Source organism: Methanosarcina subterranea (assembly GCF_055385895.1).
The window spans coordinates 4479802-4497488 of the sequence record NZ_AP042426.1 but is presented as its reverse complement, the minus strand read 5'-3'; the positions used below and the strand labels follow the sequence as shown (position 1 = coordinate 4497488).

At 40.0% G+C, this 17687-nt stretch carries 9 protein-coding genes; 2 read left to right on the top strand and 7 right to left on the bottom strand.

The window, feature by feature from the left end; translation table 11 throughout:
- Positions 1 to 14: 14 nt before the first annotated feature.
- Positions 15 to 326: a hypothetical protein gene (locus ACZ5A8_RS19630; protein WP_464531045.1), complete on the bottom strand. Its 312-nt coding sequence runs from the start codon at positions 324 to 326 to the stop codon at positions 15 to 17.
- A gap of 158 nt (positions 327 to 484) precedes the next feature.
- On the bottom strand, positions 485 to 2896 hold the full coding sequence (locus ACZ5A8_RS19625; RefSeq protein WP_464531044.1) for a DUF362 domain-containing protein: 2412 nt from the start codon (positions 2894 to 2896) through the stop codon (positions 485 to 487).
- Positions 2897 to 3243: 347 nt separating this feature from the next.
- Here ACZ5A8_RS19625 and ACZ5A8_RS19620 point away from each other — a divergent pair, with 347 nt between their 5' ends.
- The gene (locus ACZ5A8_RS19620; protein ID WP_464531042.1) at positions 3244 to 4044 is read left to right on the top strand and encodes an acetoacetate decarboxylase family protein; all 801 of its coding nucleotides are present in this window, start codon (positions 3244 to 3246) and stop codon (positions 4042 to 4044) included.
- Positions 4045 to 4527: 483 nt separating this feature from the next.
- Complete coding sequence (locus tag ACZ5A8_RS19615; RefSeq protein WP_464531041.1) at positions 4528 to 7083, top strand: PocR ligand-binding domain-containing protein; 2556 nt, start codon at positions 4528 to 4530, stop codon at positions 7081 to 7083.
- A gap of 1271 nt (positions 7084 to 8354) precedes the next feature.
- On the opposite strand, the gene ACZ5A8_RS19610 is transcribed toward ACZ5A8_RS19615, so the two are convergent.
- The 5 genes from ACZ5A8_RS19610 to ACZ5A8_RS19590 all read right to left on the bottom strand — a co-directional run bounded on the left by ACZ5A8_RS19610 (position 8355) and on the right by ACZ5A8_RS19590 (position 17603).
- Positions 8355 to 11945, bottom strand: a complete 3591-nt coding sequence (locus ACZ5A8_RS19610; protein ID WP_464531039.1) for a PAS domain S-box protein — start codon at positions 11943 to 11945, stop codon at positions 8355 to 8357.
- Between the two features lie 1139 nt (positions 11946 to 13084).
- Complete coding sequence (locus ACZ5A8_RS19605; RefSeq protein WP_464531038.1) at positions 13085 to 13534, bottom strand: hypothetical protein; 450 nt, start codon at positions 13532 to 13534, stop codon at positions 13085 to 13087.
- A gap of 1711 nt (positions 13535 to 15245) precedes the next feature.
- On the bottom strand, positions 15246 to 15353 hold the full coding sequence (locus ACZ5A8_RS19600; protein WP_464534218.1) for a DUF1328 family protein: 108 nt from the start codon (positions 15351 to 15353) through the stop codon (positions 15246 to 15248).
- 398 nt (positions 15354 to 15751) lie between these two features.
- Positions 15752 to 16153, bottom strand: a complete 402-nt coding sequence (locus ACZ5A8_RS19595; protein ID WP_229390850.1) for a PRC-barrel domain-containing protein — start codon at positions 16151 to 16153, stop codon at positions 15752 to 15754.
- A gap of 1291 nt (positions 16154 to 17444) precedes the next feature.
- On the bottom strand, positions 17445 to 17603 hold the full coding sequence (locus ACZ5A8_RS19590; protein ID WP_322223028.1) for a hypothetical protein: 159 nt from the start codon (positions 17601 to 17603) through the stop codon (positions 17445 to 17447).
- Between the last annotated feature and the right edge of the window lie 84 nt (positions 17604 to 17687).

Below are 17687 nucleotides of genomic sequence, written 5' to 3'. Positions count from 1 at the left end.
CTTTTATCTCTGGATTAAAATCCGAGCTGTTTAATTATCGCCAGCCGGGCGACGACATAGGCAACCGGCCCGGTATAAATTACCTTGAACAGTGCCAGGCTGTCCACCGAAAGCTCTTCAATGCCGAATAGCGAGAAAACAGAAACGGTTAAAGTCACCATGATCAATACCGCACAGATAAACAGTACAGTACCCAGTAATACCCCTCGTCTCGGCAACCGCGACAGTATTGGCCCTGGCTGGGGCAAATCTTCACCTTTGAAACGGCCGGCACGAAGCTGGCGATTTATATCAGCTGCCGAGAAGACTGTCACAAGCCAGGTCATTACGATTGAAGTGATTATTGTATCAACCAGAATCCCGGATAAAGCAACGCTGTCCACATTCCTGTTGATGAGAAATGCCAGGAGGGGGTTTACCACCATATTAATAAGGGCAGCTGTCAGGGCCTGTTTGTGAATATATGAATCAATCGAGCTCAGGCTTACCAGACCTCCGCTCCACTGCCAAAGTGGGCAGTGAAGACCTTGCCCGGGTCGTCTGTCTCCTGTACGTTCGGTATCCTGTATGCTTCCAGGTTCCCGTATCCTGCAGGAACATACAGTGTAAAATCGAGAGGTTTTGCACCCTCGGAGACGGCATGGAAATAATTTTTAATAGATGCGGGATTGCTTGCCATCTGGTCCGTGCTTCCGGTATACTTTCCTTCGTTTCGAGTTTTATCTGCGTACTGGAATGCTGCGCCGTATAGAGATGGGAAGTTGATACTCTCAGGTGACTGAGAACCATAGATCCCGTTAGTGAGCTGGATATAGGTAGCCAGCTGCCAGCTCGGCCACATGCCTTTGCCCCAGTTCATTCCCGGGACGAAAGGATCTTCACCTTCCTTTTCAGACCGTGACATGTCAAAAGCCTGAGTAGCTATCGTCACGAGCGCATACTCCTGCCCGAAATCATGCCCCTGAGGATTCCAATTTTTACGGGAAGGTTTGAGGCCGAAATCGGCAATGGAATAAAAAGTCCCTCTGAGCTGGCCGTACTCTTCGGTTAGCATAATGTCATAGGAACGATTCAGTATTCTGAAACCCGGGGTCCAGAATCCCTTCCGTCCGTTCTCGTCGTAATCTATTATCCCGTCATTGTTCTCGTCGAAGCCGTCCATAAATTCCTTTAAAATTGAGGAACCGGTCAGCTTATCGTGGGCTTCTGCATAGCTCAAGAGGGTCTTCTGCATGTCCCAGAGCATGCATGAAGGGTTATAATACATCGTTTTCGTCATCATCTCCAGGAATTTCCCATCCTCTATCCTGCCCAGATGACCTTCCAGGGAAGCCATTGGCGTTTCCGTCAGGGCGTCCCAGCCGATGACATGATATTTCTGCTGTCCCACACCTCTCGCTTCAGCATAACGGTACAGGTTATACCTGAAAAGAGGTGAATCGATGCCTTCTTCGGTTGTGATATTTGTCCCGTCAATTCTTGCCACAGGTACGTGGTGGACAAACTCTGTAGGCCAGCCTTTCTCTTCCTTGAGCTTCAATGCTTCATGCATAGGGACCGTCTTGAAACAGTATCTGGCACAGAGGAGGTCGAGTGCCACACAGTCCAGGGACGCCCAGACGTAGCCTTCAGGAACTCTGACAGCTCTGCCGTCCGGATTATGGCAGATATTGACCATATCGATTCCATCACTGACATGCACCATGAACACGTTCTGGTTCTGCACTGCCCTGATGATATCCGCCTGAGTCCCCGGCATTCCTGCTGTTTTTGTTGTGATGTACTCTCCGTTCTCATCTTTCAAAGGCAGGTTGGTATCGTCGTCCATCTTTGTAACCCACGGCATATGCGGCAATTCACCTTTGTAAGATGGGACTGATCTGGAAGGGCATGCATATTTCCATTTCATATCATCTCCGCTGCCCTTCTCCTCGCAGGGGGCCTGCGTGGGATAAAGGCCAATACCCAGGTTCTTGATAGCGTTTGTGATAAGGTCCTGAGCATGGATCTTCAGCTTGGGGACATTGACAAGGACGCAGCCGGGGTAGTCTTTCAGGTCTTCACTGTCGCCAGGGTCCCCACCGACTATCACTTTGTGCAATGTAATCTCTTTGTAGTTGGCTCCATCAGGAACTTCAACCGTTCTTCCTCTGGATACATCTTCGTCAAGTTTATTCAGGTCGTAGACCATCAACCTGTCTCCGGATTTGCCTGGAGGGAGGTACCTTCCGGCAACGCTGTCCTCGTACCCTTTCATGGGGTCATCTTCATGGGAGGGGAGATGACGTTCTGACAGGTACCTGCGGACGAAGAAAAAACCCCAGCCACCGTAGAAATCTTCACTCCGTCCTTCAAAAAGGGCTTCCGTGGTGATGTCTTTTCCAGAGGTTAACCTGAAAGAGACTGTCATCAGCAGGGCGGAAGTTGAAGCCTCCCCCAGAGCCATCTGATAATAGTGTACGTCAAGCCTGTCGTGGAACCACCTTATCAGAGCGGCCATCAGGGGCCATTCGGTACAGATAGAAGCACCCAGACCTTCACAATGAGTCCCTGCGTCAATGGCGACAGGGCCTACCAGGTTAGGTTTGAATAACAATTTCTTACCGGCTCGTATTTGTGATTTCACCTGGCTGGCAAACCCCGTCTCCCGGTCCAGCCCACCCAGAGAATAATCCAGCTTGGAGTAAATATAATCGATTTTTTCGACTATCTCTGTCCAGGCTGCGGTATCATTTTCATTAATTACTTTCTGGAGCAAACCTGGAACTCCGGAATATGCCTTTGAGACATCCATCCTGCTGCCAGCGACAGGCGATCCCTCTGAATCAATCTCCCTCTTCCCCAGATGTGAATCTACAACTGCACCGTTTGAGTAATCTTCATTTATGGCGCTCATCTTTTTCCCCCATTCATGCGAACCGGACAAGGCGGCATCAAAAATTCTTCAATAAAACGATAAACATTCCTCAATAAAAGCTCCTTAATAAAACGGTAGATTCCGTGCTTTCCGTGCCTGTTGTGATATTTTTAACCCTTTTTTTGACCTTTTTTTGACCTTTTTTGACCCTTTTTTGACCCTTTTTTGCTGTATACTCGCGATGCCCAATGTTCCTGGTTTTATATTATATTCTAAACTTTATTTAAATATCATATAATACAAACAATGTATCTTATATTTATTACCAATATCGTATATATTCTATTGTATCATATGTTATAATCCGAATATTGGGGGGTTTAACCATGTTCCGATTTGAAGAAAATAAATGTTATAGAATGCCGGCCCATTTTGGCGGTTTTGACTGTCCTGGCCCTGACGCAGCGCTGTATTATAGGGATGCAGTTTCTGTAACCTTTGCATATACTACGGATGAAAACCAGCTGGAAAGCTATGTTCCCGAAGGTTTTGAGCTGTTAAGACCTGAATTAAACATCTCCTACAATCAGTTTCGAGAAATCGACTGGATGGCGGGAGGGGCGTATAATCTCGTCCAGGTCAGTGTGCCAGCCCGTTTCAACGGCAAACGTGACCAGTTGGAAGGGCAGTTTATTCTGGTAGTCTGGGAGAATAAGACCTGGCCGATCCTTGGGGGAAGGGAAGAGACCGGTATCCCAAAAATCTATGCCGATATCGAGGACCTGCACACCATCCAACCAAACTACTATACCAACGCCAGCTACGAAGGAAGCACATTTTTGCGTCTGGAAATGCTCGGGGCAGAACCTGTGGACAGGCAGAGATTGGCGGAGATGCAGGCTTCTGCAGCCACAATCAATGCCCTTGGGTGGCGCTATATTCCAAAAGTCGGTGGTTCAGGAGCGGATTTGAGCCAGCCTATACTTTATCCCCAGGGTGCCGAGATCCACAGCGCCTGGGCAGGCAGTGGCACTGTCAAATGGACACAACTGAGCTGGGAACAGAACCCTGGACAGTGGCATATCATCAAGGCACTTGCTGAATTGCCCATGCTCGAGGTGGCTCCAGCCATAATGACGAAAGGGGTCGTTATTTTGAAACCCAGTAGCGGACGTGTTCTGGAGTAATTCAACGCCTGTCCTGCAGTCTGCAGGTTTTTTCATAATCTTTTTTTGTGGGATGATGTAGTCAAAGTCACACTCAGGTATTCAATGGCAATTCCAGGATCAGTTTTTTTTCAGGGTTTTCAAAATTTAGTTCCATGTCTTTGGTGTTTCTGACTTCTGACTGCCTACTTTTTTTAAGGTACGAGACATTAATTTAAGTTGATTCACAAAACCGTGTTTTCTGTCATATCTTATACTTGATCAGAAAACAATTCTGTGTTTAATATCATTCATCGAAAACACATACTACTTATTGTAATAGCTTTTAGATTATCAATTGCCTGAGAAAACTTATATGCAATTTTTATATAAAAACCTATTAATAATATATTGTGACAATCGCAGGCAGACACAATCTTCCTGGAAAATAGGAAAATATATGGTTGGATCTTCCTGCTTGACGCGACAGACAAGTTAACTCTTCCTGGTTGGAGAAGATATGAAATGAGAGAAAAACTGAATAATTCTGGCGTGGATAGAAAGCGAGTAGAGGAAGTTCTGAGCCAGAGTGAACAATGTTTCAGGCTGAAGTCGAAGAACAGTCTCTCTCCTGCCCGGACGATAGAGAACCTGGAGCTGGCCGAGATCCTTGATGTCGAGGCTATCCAGCCCCTGATGGATAATTTTTATAAACTTACTCACATCCCCATGGGCTTAAACGATCTCAAAGGCAATGTTCTGGTAGGCGTTGGATGGCAGGATATCTGCACCAGATTCCACAGGGTTCATCCCGAAACCTGCAAACATTGCGTAGAAAGCAACATAAAGCTCTCGGAGGGCATTTCTCCGGGAGAGTTCAAGCTGTACAGGTGCAGGAACAATATGTGGGACGTAGTAACCCCTATCATCGTGGGCGGGCGGCACGTCGGCTATGTCTTCGCAGGGCAATTCTTTTTTGAGGACGAGCCTCTTGACTATGAGCTTTTCCGGTCTCAGGCTAAACGATACGGTTTCAATGAAGAGGAATACATAGAAGCGCTTGAAAAAGTTCCTCGGTTAAGCAGGGAGGCTGTGGACACTGGCATGGGCTTCTTCATGACCTTTGCCAATATGCTCTCACAGCTAAGCTACAGCAACATCAAACTGGCCCAGGCGCTGACGGAACGCGACGCCCTTGTGAATGCGCTGGAAGAAAATAGGGAAGATTTCAATCGTGCCCAAGCTGTGGGAAATATCGGAAGCTGGCGTCTGGATGTGCGTAAAAATAAATTGACGTGGTCCGATGAAAATCATCTTATCTTCGGCATCCCAAAAGGTACCCCTTTGAACTATGAGACTTTTCTTTCAACGATTCATCCGGATGACAGGGAATATGTCGACAAGGAATGGAAGGCAGGGTTGGAGGGGGAACCATACGACATAGAGCACCGTATTATCGTGGACGGTAAGATCAAGTGGGTACGTGAAAAAGCATATCTTGAATTTGAAAAAGACGGAACGCTGATCGGTGGTTTTGGCATAACGCAGGACATCACCAAGCGCAAAAAAGCAGAAGAAGCTCTGAGAATATCAAATATTTATAACCGCAGTTTGATTGAAGCCAGTCCGGATCCCCTTGTAACCATCGGGCAGGACGGAAAAATAACCGATGTCAATAATTCTACTGAAACAGTTACCGGCTATTCCCGAGACGAACTCATAGGTACCGATTTCTCAGACTATTTTACTGAGCCTGAGAAAGCAAAAGAAGGTTATCGGCATGTATTCCAGGAAGGATTTGTACGGGATTATCCTCTCGAGATTCAGCATAAGGACGGACACATAACTCCTGTTTTGTATAATGCTTCGGTTTATAAGGGCGAATCCGGTGAGGTTATCGGAGTCTTTGCTGCTGCACGTGATATCACCAAACTTAAAAGGGCAGAAAAAGCTCTAAAAAAAGCACATGATAATTTAGAAAAATTAGTTGAAGAACGAACAAGACAGCTTGAATGCGCTTATAAATTATTGAAAGAAAACGAGAAAAGCCTCTCTGAAGCTCAAAAAATGGCACACATTGGAAACTGGGACTGGGACCTTATGACCGGTAAAGTGCACTGGTCTGACGAACTTTACAATATTTTCGGACGTGACCCTCAAGAGCCCGGTGCAAGTTATGACGAGCTTTTAAACTATGTGCACCCCGATGACCGAGATTATGTGATTAATATAATTAAGGGAAAATTAACAGGGGAGCGCCATGGTATTGATTATCGAATCGTCTTGGATAATGGGGAAGAACGCACAGTTCATGCGGAGAGAGAAATTATTTTTGATCAGAATAATATCCCTGTTCGAGCCAAGGGGATAATTCAGGATATTACTGAGCGCAAAAAAGCCGAAGAAGCTCTGGAAAAAATACAGGAAACCTACATAAAAGAAATACACCACCGGATTAAAAATAACCTGCAGGTAATCTCTTCCCTGCTTAGTCTTGAAGCTGATAAGTTTAGCGATGCAAAAATACTTGAAGCCTTCAGGGAAAGTCGGAACCGTGTAGCTTCGATGGCTCTTATCCACGAAGAGCTTTATAAGGGAAACGAAATCGATACCCTTGATTTTGCAGCTTATCTTCAGAAGCTGACTGCAGATCTTTTCGATTCATATAATCTTAGAAATAGTAGTATCAGCCTGAAGCTGGACCTTGAGAATATCCATCTTGATATGGATATTGCAATACCCCTTGGCATTATTGTAAACGAGCTGGTCTCAAATTCCCTGAAACATGCCTTCCCCTCTGGAAAAGCAGACGAAATTCACATAAGCTTCTTCAAAAAAGAAAGTTTTGCCGCAAACTCTGACACCCCAGGTCCGTGCACTTCTTGCATGGGAAAAAACGGTTTACATTACATACTCACTGTAGAGGATAACGGAAAAGGCATTCCCGAAGAAATTGAGTTTTCAAACACGGACTCCCTTGGACTTCAGCTTGTAAATCTTCTTGTTGAGCAAATAAATGGTTGTATAGAACTCAAAAAGAATCGTGGAACAAAATTCGCTATCCGGTTTGGAAATGTATAAACTTGAGTCATGTCTACTTGAATCGGAAGCGAACCAGAGCAATAAAATTGCTGTCGGGTTTAAAGGAACTTGTTTTTAGCTTCAAAGCGTGATATATACTCGAAGTGGCTATGTTAATTCGTTTGGTTTAACTCAAATAGACCAACTGCAGAGATGCAGTATTTGAGTGGAAAACCCTGATGGTAATATTTTCGATTCTTGAAATTGTGGAATCTTGAAATTGTGGAATTGTTTACCAATACTTCCATTATAGCTTTTTATTCTCTGTATTCTCCGGAAGCAGATTGATGCTTAACCTGCTGTTATCTTAGATCAACTTTTGAATATTGATCGTCGTAAGTTTCCAATCAAAAAAGAGAAATAAAGAAAATAAAGAGATTGAATATGATATTTGGAAACGGATGTAAGCTACCCATTAAAAACAGCAAAGAGCCTTTCTTTTTAATGTTTTTGACGTTCAAGCTTTAGATGCCAGCAACAACTTTAGATGTCAGCAATAACTTTAGATGTCAGCAATAACTGGAACGTTAACACTCTTTTCCTATTACGAATAGCTGGGTTTCGTACTGGTCCCTATTGAAAATAAAGTATAAAGTGGAGTAATCCCAGAACTCTTTCATCTATTCTGATCTATTCCATGGGTTTTCAAAATTACTCCATATTACCCTGTCTTTCTGGACAGTGATCTTTGTATGGAGTGGATGGAAACCGCCAGAGTCACACATTTACATCGCAGTGTAGGCACTTTTTCGCCTTTCAATAAGTATTTATTATCTGGTTCATTCAGGAAATGTTTGTTAGGAAAAAAATACATTTTTTGGCTCTAAATATTCATAACCCCCGGCAAGTTCAGGGTTTCCATCGCGTGTGATAAAGGGCAATTCAATTTCCCGGACAATACTCTAATGTCTCTCCCGCTGACATAAACATCCCAACTTCTTCATCTACTGGTGTATGTGGATCAAATTTTCATTTTTTCTGAAAGAAAATCATATTATGTCCATTTTCCGGACCATATTTAGTCTTATGATATATTTCCTTAAAAAAAGTACGTTGAAAAAGTACGTAATTATGGTCCCGCTAAGATTTGAACTCAGGACCTCCGACATGTGAAGGCCAATGTAATTGCAACAGCAATGCCATGAGAAATATCTCAGGCAGATCAGGAAAAAAACGACAATCCAACTCTTAATGACACCCGGTTACAGCGCATTGATTCATTTAAGGATTGGCTCTATTCTAAAAATATCTCTAAAAGTCGCGATTCGTGATTATTTTTGTGCACTGGTTAAATTTTTAAAATCAAATTCTAATTTGATGTCGTCTTCATTTCCTACTGGTAATTCAAATGTGAAACTGCTTCCCTGTCCAACTTCGCTTTCAATCCAGATCTTCCCACCGTGAAGTTCTACAAGTTTCTTCACGAGAACAAGCCCAAGCCCTGTCCCGCAGTACTGCCTGGCGGATGAGGAGTCGATCTGAGTAAATGATTGAAAAAGTTTTTTCTGGTCCTCAGAAGAAATACCTATTCCCGTATCCTTTACGGAAAAAAGAGCTCTGTTTCCGCTCTTTTCACAGTGGGCCGAGACCCTGCCTCCTTCCGGAGTAAACTTAATTGCATTGCTAACAAGATTATAAAGGATCTGGATAAGATAGTTTCTATCAGCCTGAATATCTCCAGAGCCCGGTTCTACTTTAAAGTCTATTTCAAGGGATTTGTCCTGGGCAAGGGGAAAGAGAGTGGAGTTCACCTCTTCGAAAACCGAGACAACAGAAAACTCACTGTAATGTATCTCCATTTTTCCAGCTTCCACTTTTGAGAGGTCAAGAATATCGTTTATAAGTCCCAGGAGGTGTCTTCCGCTTACAGATATATTCTTAATGTACTTCAGCTGTTTTTCGTTGAGTTCCCCAAAAATTCTCTCAATGAGAATATCCGAAAAACCGATGATGGAATTCAGAGGCGTCCGCAGTTCGTGACTCATATTAGCAAGGAACTCACTCTTTGTGCGGTTGGCAGTTTCTGCTTCTATCCTGGCATTGAGCATAGCTGCTTCTGCCTGTATACGGTCGGTTATATCTCTTATCACAGTCTGGATGGTATTATTTTGCGTCTGGAGTAGTGAAGCACTAATATCCGTAAAGATAAAAGATCCGTCTGATCGTATCATTCTGAATTCCTTACGTGTGGAACCTGTTGTCCTTACTTTTATCATTTCGGATCTGGCTTCTTCCCTTTCTTCTGGGGAAATCAGTTCTTTTATTGATTTTTGTTTTAATTCTTCTTCACTATAACCCAATATTTCACAGGTCATTTTGTTTGCTTCAAGTATCCGTCCGATAAAGTTATGGATTATTATGGCGTCATTCGACTTCTCAAAAACGCTCCTGTATTTAATTTCACTTCTGGCTATTTTTTCTTCTGCTTTCTTCTGCTCACTGACATTTCTCACCACGGCAAGGGCAAGGTTAGGGTGTCCCTCAAGCACCTTGGAACTGCCTTCTGCATCAAAGGTCTCACCATCTGCTTTTTCGTACACTGTATTGATATGAATAAACCTCTTTTTTCTTAATCTCTCCATTGCCAGAGTACCGGCATCTCTCTGGTCAGGAGGCAAGAGATCTACCACATTCATTGCCTGAAGTTCTTCCCCTGTATATCCAAACATCTCACATGTTTTCTTACTTACTTCCACTATCTGGCCGTCAAGCCGATTCAGGAATATGGCGTCATTTGATTGTTCGAAAAGTGCCCTGTATCTTTCCTCATTGCGCTTCAGTTCTTCCTGGGCTTCTCTACGCTCTGTTACATCCTGCAGTGTACCAACTAATTTTATAACTTTATCATCTTTTATTACCGGACTGACAATTGTCCTTACCCATTTATGTTTACCTTTTGCTGAAATGAATTCCAGTTCCTGATCAAATGATTTACCTTTTTTCACAGCATCATTAATTGCTTTTCCAAAGATTTCTCTTGAGCCGGAGGGAAAACTATACAACCTGTCCTCTGGATTAGCAGACTCGTCTCTTCCATGGAGCCTTGCAATTTCAGGTGTCCATATAATCACACCGGACACTATATCAAGCTCCCATCCTCCGATTTTGGCTATTCTGCCGACTTCACTCAGAAGAGCCTCACTTTCACGCAGTTTATTTTCTGTCTGCTTGCGATGTGTAATATCTCTGACAACCGCCTGGGCTATGCCATGATATCCTTCAAGGAGTCTGGCACTTATCTCTACATCTAGAATATCCCCATTTGCAGTGAGACATTTAGTATCACCCCGTACAGCCCTTTCAATTTCTAATCTTTTCATTACCTCCTGACCTTTCTTCAGATTTTCCGGGATCAACAGGTCATGAACATTCATTTTTTGTAATTCTTCCTTTGAATATCCGAGCATCTTAGAGGCGCTATCGTTCACTTCCAGTATCTGCCCTTCGAGAGTATTTATAAAAACAGCATCGTTTAATTGTTCTATTAGAAATCTGTATCGTTTCTCGCTACGAATGACTTCTTCCTCAACCATTTTCTTATCGGTAATGTTCACCGATGTTCCGTATGTAATATAGGTTCCATCATCAAGGCGGTGAGAAGATCCTATGGTGTTTATCCAGATGGGTCTGCCGTCGTTAGAGGCCATTCTGTAATCTATACTCAGAGGAGTATCAGGTTGCTTAAAAGACTGTTCAAGTGCTTCCATTACTTTCGCCATATCTTCCGGATCGATATGCGCAAAAAGCTTATCCCAGTCATCTTCTATGGTGCCATCCGGGAGTCTCAGTACTTTATTCACAGGTTTGGAAATATAGGTATTCAGTACATTTCCTTCTTTGTCAAAGGTAGCTTTCCAGATCGCTGCATCCAGGGAATTAACAATCTCTTCATATTCCTTTTCCCTTTTAAGTAGCATCGACTCTGTATTTTTGCGTTCGAGGATATTTGCTATCATACCCCCGGCAATCTTCATAACATTAAGTTCTTTATTATCCCAATTACACCTTTTACTTTTCGAACCGATTCCGATAAAGCCTTTAAAAGTGCCGTAGCGTGAAAGAGGAATCATTGCAACGGATTTAATATTCAGATCCTGTAGTATCTTCTGTAGATACTCTTTTTCTTTCGGAATTTTATCAATGTCAGGAATATTAATAATCTGAAAATTACTCAGTCGTTCAAATACAAGCTTTTTAGTATCCGATTTCTCGTTAAGTTGTATTTTGGAAATTGCACCATCTGCACACCACTCATGTGTTTTGATGATGTAGTCTATGTTTTCAGCAACATTGAACAGAAACGCTCGATCTGCACCTATGAAATCCGCCAGGTCTTTTAAAGTCTTATTGATGTCCCTGTCGATATTTTTAAAGTTACTATTTATAAAACGATCAGATATCTGTGATATCAGTTTGTCCTTGCGTGTACTTTGCTCAAGTTCAGCTCTTTCTCTTTTTTTAGTAGTAAGGTCTTCAATAATCGCATGACATCCGTAAACGAATCCTTTCTCATCTTTTCGGGGAAAGACCTTAAAACTTAGAAAAAGTTCCTTATTCCGGACCGATCTGTAAAGCGTTTCTATCGAAGAGTTCCTGCCTGTTGTAAATGTTTCTTCAATAGCAGCTGATATGCCACATTCAACCAGAGGTAGAAAAGTCAATAAGTTGAATTGCTTTGTGAAATCCGCGGAAGGGGACCCAAGTAGATTCAACAGAAAATCATTTAGTGCGGTAATATTTCCTTCTCTATCACATGAAAGTATTCCAAGGGGTAGGTCGTCAATGAGGTTCTCAAAACATTCGTGGTGTTTTGCCGACAGGTCTGAAGGCTCAGTGGTATGGTTGTGATACTCTTCGGTCATGTTTTTCAGTTAAATTCCAGTGATCAAAATACCATATATTGTGGATAGCTTTCATTATTATTTTAGTATAATGTAATATATATATTTTATTAAATTATTTTTGTTTCTGTTTTTTAGTTCATTAGATTTTGCCATAATTTCCTTCGTTTTAATTGCTGTCTCTCATAAGTTTTTGCTTTTGATTAACTGTGTTCCCCAGGCATTCTAATGAAATTCCGGATAACAGTAGTATTGTAAACGTATCTACAGGGCGGGATGACCTCACAAATACTATGCAAAGGCCACTCTATTAATATAATAAATTTTGAATTTAAACTGTTCTAAGGAACTGGAATGTGATCAATATGCAACACTCAGATTGATAATAACACAAATCTAGCACAGTTTGAAGAACCATCAACTTTGAATCAAGGCTTGAAGTTGTAGAACAGAACCTCTCTTTAACATTAAAATCGTAAAACAAGCATGATGGGTCCGCTGAGATTCGAACTCAGGACCTCCTCCGTTTGAAGGCGACGTTAAATTCATAGATTTCAAAAAAAGCCCGGTATCGGGTGAATATTATATTTTTAATTTCTCAAAATAGGTATTTCCTCAAAATTACTCTCGAGTAACCATGCCATTGTGCAGAAAACAGGTAGTTCTCACAGGGCATGGCACAGTTTTCCTCGCCACTTCTCTTTCTCCATATCTTCTGCCTTTTTTGCGGGGTGACCGCGCATAACTTGATTTTAGGAGTTAATTATGATATTTTAGACTGTCTTTTTTTTTGAATACGGGAACAAAGGAATACCTGAGAAAGTCGAATGTAGAGACTGAAATTAAGCTAGATTAAAAAATATGAAAAAATAGTAAAATAAGAGAAGAATAAGAGAAGAATAAGAGAAAAATAAGAGAAAAATAAGAAAAACAAAAGAAAAGCCGAGGCTTTTCAAAAAAAACTATAAATTATCAAACTTTTGAGAACCAACTCAGCTGTAAACAACCCAAGCAGTACCAAAAATAAAAGAATCAAAAGGTTGAGTATGACCGGGCCAATTCTTACTCGAACTCTTCCTAGTTCATACACTCCAATTACCATATATAATAATGATAGATCGATATATCTTACTTTTGGTCATCGATTTTGGGTTTTATCATCATTCCCTCTCTAATTCTTCAGTCTGCTTTGCCAGCCAGTTAAGCTGTTCTTGTTTTTCAGCCAGATCCTCTTTAAGATTCTTCAATTTTTCTTCTTTCCCTGTGCCCTTTTTATCCTCTTTATGTAATTCCAAACCCAAGAGAACAGTAACATCCTTTCCCACGTTCTTAGGCCCTATAGATGATAATCTCCCCTTCGAATCAGCCACACAAGTATAAACCGTATCATCTGCAAGCAATTCTATTTTGTGATCCTTTATCTCTTTATGCCCTAAAATCACTATACAATGTTTTCCTGCATTAGCGATACCTACATTTGTGGGTATTCCCCTCGCCATCACAGTTCGATGGAGCACTTCGTTAACTGATTCAAGAATAATGATAATCCGCCAGTGATTAACCGGCCATAAAACCGATTTTGATGGTTTGTTTGACGGTTTTTCACTCATTTTTTAACTCCATGTATCTATTCCCAGGTATCTATCAATCATTTCAATCAATCATTTCAATCAATCATTTCAATCAATCATTTCAACCAATCATTTCAATCTCTACGTATTCAAGCAGTCTCTTGAGATTAATCAGAACTTCAATTAATCATAATTTTGGTTACGTGAAAATCAGAAGTATTGACGAATCCTTCGCCAATCGCATGTACTATGTTGTAACATTTTCTGTGATCACAGGAGCACAATAGTCAGAGTTTCGAAAAAAATCCAAAGGATTATTTAGGGGATATTCTCTTATTTAGAGAGACATTCTGTTATTCAGGGGATATTCTTTTATTTAGGGAGGTATTCTTTTTGTACTCCCGTTTTGCTAGGTTTATTTGAAAGTTTTGAGCTCATGATTTCCTTACCCATTCCATACTTTCTTCATACAATTTGTGGTATTCATTTTCTACGGGGGTTCCGCCTTTTTTCAAAAGCAGCCGAATAATACTTGACACAATTTGAAGTATGACCCTACTGAATAAAAAAAAGAAAATAAAGTATCCAAAAAAAGATATATCTTCTATCATTTTCTTAATATCTCCTTGTATTACTCATATAACCAATACCTTTACCCATGATAACCGATACCCTTGCCCACAAACCGGTTAAATAAAAAATATGGGTCTCCCTCATCTTTAACAATAAAGTTTATTTGGTTCACTTTGATTCTTGCGAGTTCTTTTTTGTTTTAATATAATTACTATGTCTATCTGACCATCCAGACGTATACTATTTATAGTTTTCGTACTGTACGAATGATATTTAAAGTAAACATAATGGATTCAAAATACTACGAAGAGCCATAAAACACAGGGCAAAACCACATATCAAATACCCTTTTATAAGTTTACAGCAATCGGAAATTAATCTTGTCGGAGAAACTGCTTATGTTTTCAAAACAAAATATAATGGCAAGTCTTTGTCTGTGATTTCCCTTAATGAAGAATTTAATGGCGAACTTAAAGTTGTGCAAACCGGAAGCGAATCTTATCTTGAAACAAAAGTTAAAGCGTTCGAAAAGGAAGTATCGAAAGCCTTTAATTCCAAAAAAAACCTGAAAACTAGGAAATAGTACCATTTTAGGTAAAACGTTGCTGTTCTCAATGAGTTGAACACAGAAATTATTGATGGATAAAAAACTTAAATGTAGAGATTATTTTTACAATTAATCTTCCAGATTCATTTTTGGAAGAATAGATTATTGGCAAATTTTATTCCCATGTTATATGTCAATGAGATTACTACTATAGCTGTTATTGACGCTACAAAAAAAGGCACCACAAAAATACTCAGCATCTTTTTAGCAGTCAGTACCTTTTTAATTCTGTCAAATATTTTATTTCCCATCAGTCATTATCCTATTCAGTTGTTATCCTATTGTATCTTTAGTTCTAATTTTCGTTCAATTTGATCTAATTTTAAGAGTGTTTATTTAATTTTAAGAGTGTTTATTTTTATGCACTTTCTTAGCAGATTTACTGAGTGAAGATTGTATTGCCAATTAATTTTTCAGATTACTTTCTGGAAGAATATGTTATGGTAAGTTCTGCTCTCAAATTATCTGCTTCTAAAATTGATTTTGGAGATTTTATATTCTTTAGTTCTTTATACAATAGGAACTTCCCGAACTTATCAAAAATTGAAGGTTTAGTTTTTTAAACACGCCTCATAAATTCGAGATAAATAAAATCGAGATAATAGCGAGTATGACAAAGATTATGATGAGCCATTTTGCAATCTGCATAGAGAAACCGGCAATTCCTCTTGCGCCCAATATATATGCAATCAATGCTAATATTAAAAAGAATATTGCAAGTCCTATCAAGTCAATTATGTTTCATTCCCCCAGTGGTATTTAACCGATAATTTAGCGCCCGTATTAAAATTTAATTTGAGGATACAATTGGGATAGAATTTACGCATTTGAACCGAAAAATAGTCTCATTAAGCTGTCAAATGTCTGAAATGCAAATTTAAACCACAATGGTTAATGCATTTGATTTCATATATCGAGTGCGTAATTCCTATGAAATAAAATACTATCTTTAAGGGCGACATGTACCTGAATTTCGAAAAAAATTTACAGTACGATTTTTAAAGTTGATATTGTTCATTACCCAATTGTACGAATGACTTGAACTTTAAAACAGCTTCCTAAAGATATTTTCCTTTTTAATTAAGCGGTTGTGTGATCTCTGTCTGCTCTGGCAACTCTACCTGCCAGTAAGGTTTGTGGCCATAATAAATGTACATGCTGCCAAGCCACCCGCGGTCAATTACAGGCCAATGGTCTTTATCAAAACCCTCTGCCTTTTCCAGGATTTCTTTATCGACATTAAGGATGAAGGAGTGCTCATGCGGCTTCAGTGAAAGAGCCTTCCAGGGAATAGCGAATAGTTTGTTACCCATACCCAGGAATCCGCCAAAAGAGAGTACTGCATATGCTACTCTTCCATCTTCGAGATCGATCATTAACTCTTCAATCTTCCCGAGGTCCTCTCCGGCTCTATTGACTACCTTATCCCCTTTTATCGTGCTTGCTGACAAAAAATGCGAATTCTCTGTACTTTCCATATTTCCAGCTCCTATAATTTTTCTAACTCCTCAAATTTCAGGAGATATATTAAAGCCTGTGCTCTCAGCACAACTTCAAAATCTCCTTCCCCATTACTACCAGAATCTGGATCCAGATAAAATTCCAGATCAAAATAAGATAACAGCAATTTTCAGTTTTGTAGGATGACTACCCTGACTTTTATCAACGGCAATTACCAAAATCGGGTAGTGGGTGAGTTACTGAAAACCATGAACATAAGAATCTTTTTATATTCCCCAAACATGTAAATTGTGCCTGGTTTTCCAGATTTAATTAATAACTCACAGACAAGAATTATTATTTAGATATCTCTACTTTGACATCCGGATTTGATACTTTCTCGTCTTTTACTGCTTCTTTAATAACTTCTGGTGCAATAATTTTGTCTGTTTTACTCATGGTTTTTACCTCTTTATCTTTTTATGCGGATGAGTCATGAATTATTTAGGTGTTTTCATTTTGATTTCTGGATTTGGTACTTTCTCGTCTTTTAGCGCTGCATTAGTTTTGTCTGCAGCTTCCGGTGCAATAATTTTGTCTGTTTCACTCATGGCTTCACCTCTTTATATTTTTCAGACAGGTGATCTATAAATTTAGCTCTCCAAATATATTTCAGCTTTCTCCCATATTCCATATCACCTTTCATGCAGGTGAGTTATATACTTGTATTCCCCAAATATCCTGCATGACATAACAGTATTTAAACCTATAAATAGGCATGTATATTTCAAACTTATTTCATATGTATAAAACAATCAAAATTTAGTGGTTAAGATGTAATGAAAAAGGTGAAAGGCGTAGCAGAAAATGTGGCCCCGATCCGAACCTTTGGGACCCATTATAGGGTCAATGCAAAAAACTATATACCGTTATGGTGCCAAAAAAATCGTTATGATGCCAAAATACTGGCTTATTTTAAATATTAATATTAATATTCGGATAAATAAAAGCCGGCTCAATCCATAAATCATATCCTAAAAATAAGACCTTCTAGATATCACCAGATTCTCCACTGGGGCTTTTATTTTCCGTATTATCCGGAAGCAGCTTGCGTTTAACCTGCTATTTTCCTGAATCAGGGTTTAAATATGGGCAGCTTGCTTATGCATAAAAAGAGATGGGTAAAGCAGAGCCGGACAAAGAGGACCTTAGGACCATATATAATGGTTATTTTATGCAGGTTCAGACATTAATGAATCAAAAGGTTATAGAGACATCCAGAGGAAAAAAGAGATAGCTGAAGTTTTGTTAACTTCGCATACTCGACTTTTAATAATTCATTGATTCTATTCTTTTAATCAAGTTAGAAATATTAGCTCTTGGATTGTATGGCAGAATGCTTACAATCTCACCAAATCTGGAGATGTACATATCCAGGCCATGCGAGGTTTTCACTTTTCTAACCGTATATCCTTTTTCGAATATCATTTTGGACCTCCCATTACTAACATGGTTGTTGAAATATATACATATTTTTTTTAAGTATCAATCGTTACATATTCTATTTATTGA

Bases quoted from the DNA above. Each gene is read 5' to 3' on its own strand.
- ACZ5A8_RS19610 (WP_464531039.1), bottom strand. From the start codon at position 11,945: ATGACCGAAGAGTATCACAACCATACCACTGAGCCTTCAGACCTGTCG.
- ACZ5A8_RS19620 (WP_464531042.1), top strand. From the start codon at position 3,244: ATGTTCCGATTTGAAGAAAATAAATGTTATAGAATGCCGGCCCATTTT.
- ACZ5A8_RS19625 (WP_464531044.1), bottom strand. From the start codon at position 2,896: ATGAGCGCCATAAATGAAGATTACTCAAACGGTGCAGTTGTAGATTCA.
- ACZ5A8_RS19590 (WP_322223028.1), bottom strand. From the start codon at position 17,603: ATGATATTCGAAAAAGGATATACGGTTAGAAAAGTGAAAACCTCGCAT.
- ACZ5A8_RS19605 (WP_464531038.1), bottom strand. From the start codon at position 13,534: ATGAGTGAAAAACCGTCAAACAAACCATCAAAATCGGTTTTATGGCCG.
- ACZ5A8_RS19595 (WP_229390850.1), bottom strand. From the start codon at position 16,153: ATGGAAAGTACAGAGAATTCGCATTTTTTGTCAGCAAGCACGATAAAA.
- ACZ5A8_RS19615 (WP_464531041.1), top strand. From the start codon at position 4,528: ATGAGAGAAAAACTGAATAATTCTGGCGTGGATAGAAAGCGAGTAGAG.
- ACZ5A8_RS19630 (WP_464531045.1), bottom strand. From the start codon at position 326: ATGACCTGGCTTGTGACAGTCTTCTCGGCAGCTGATATAAATCGCCAG.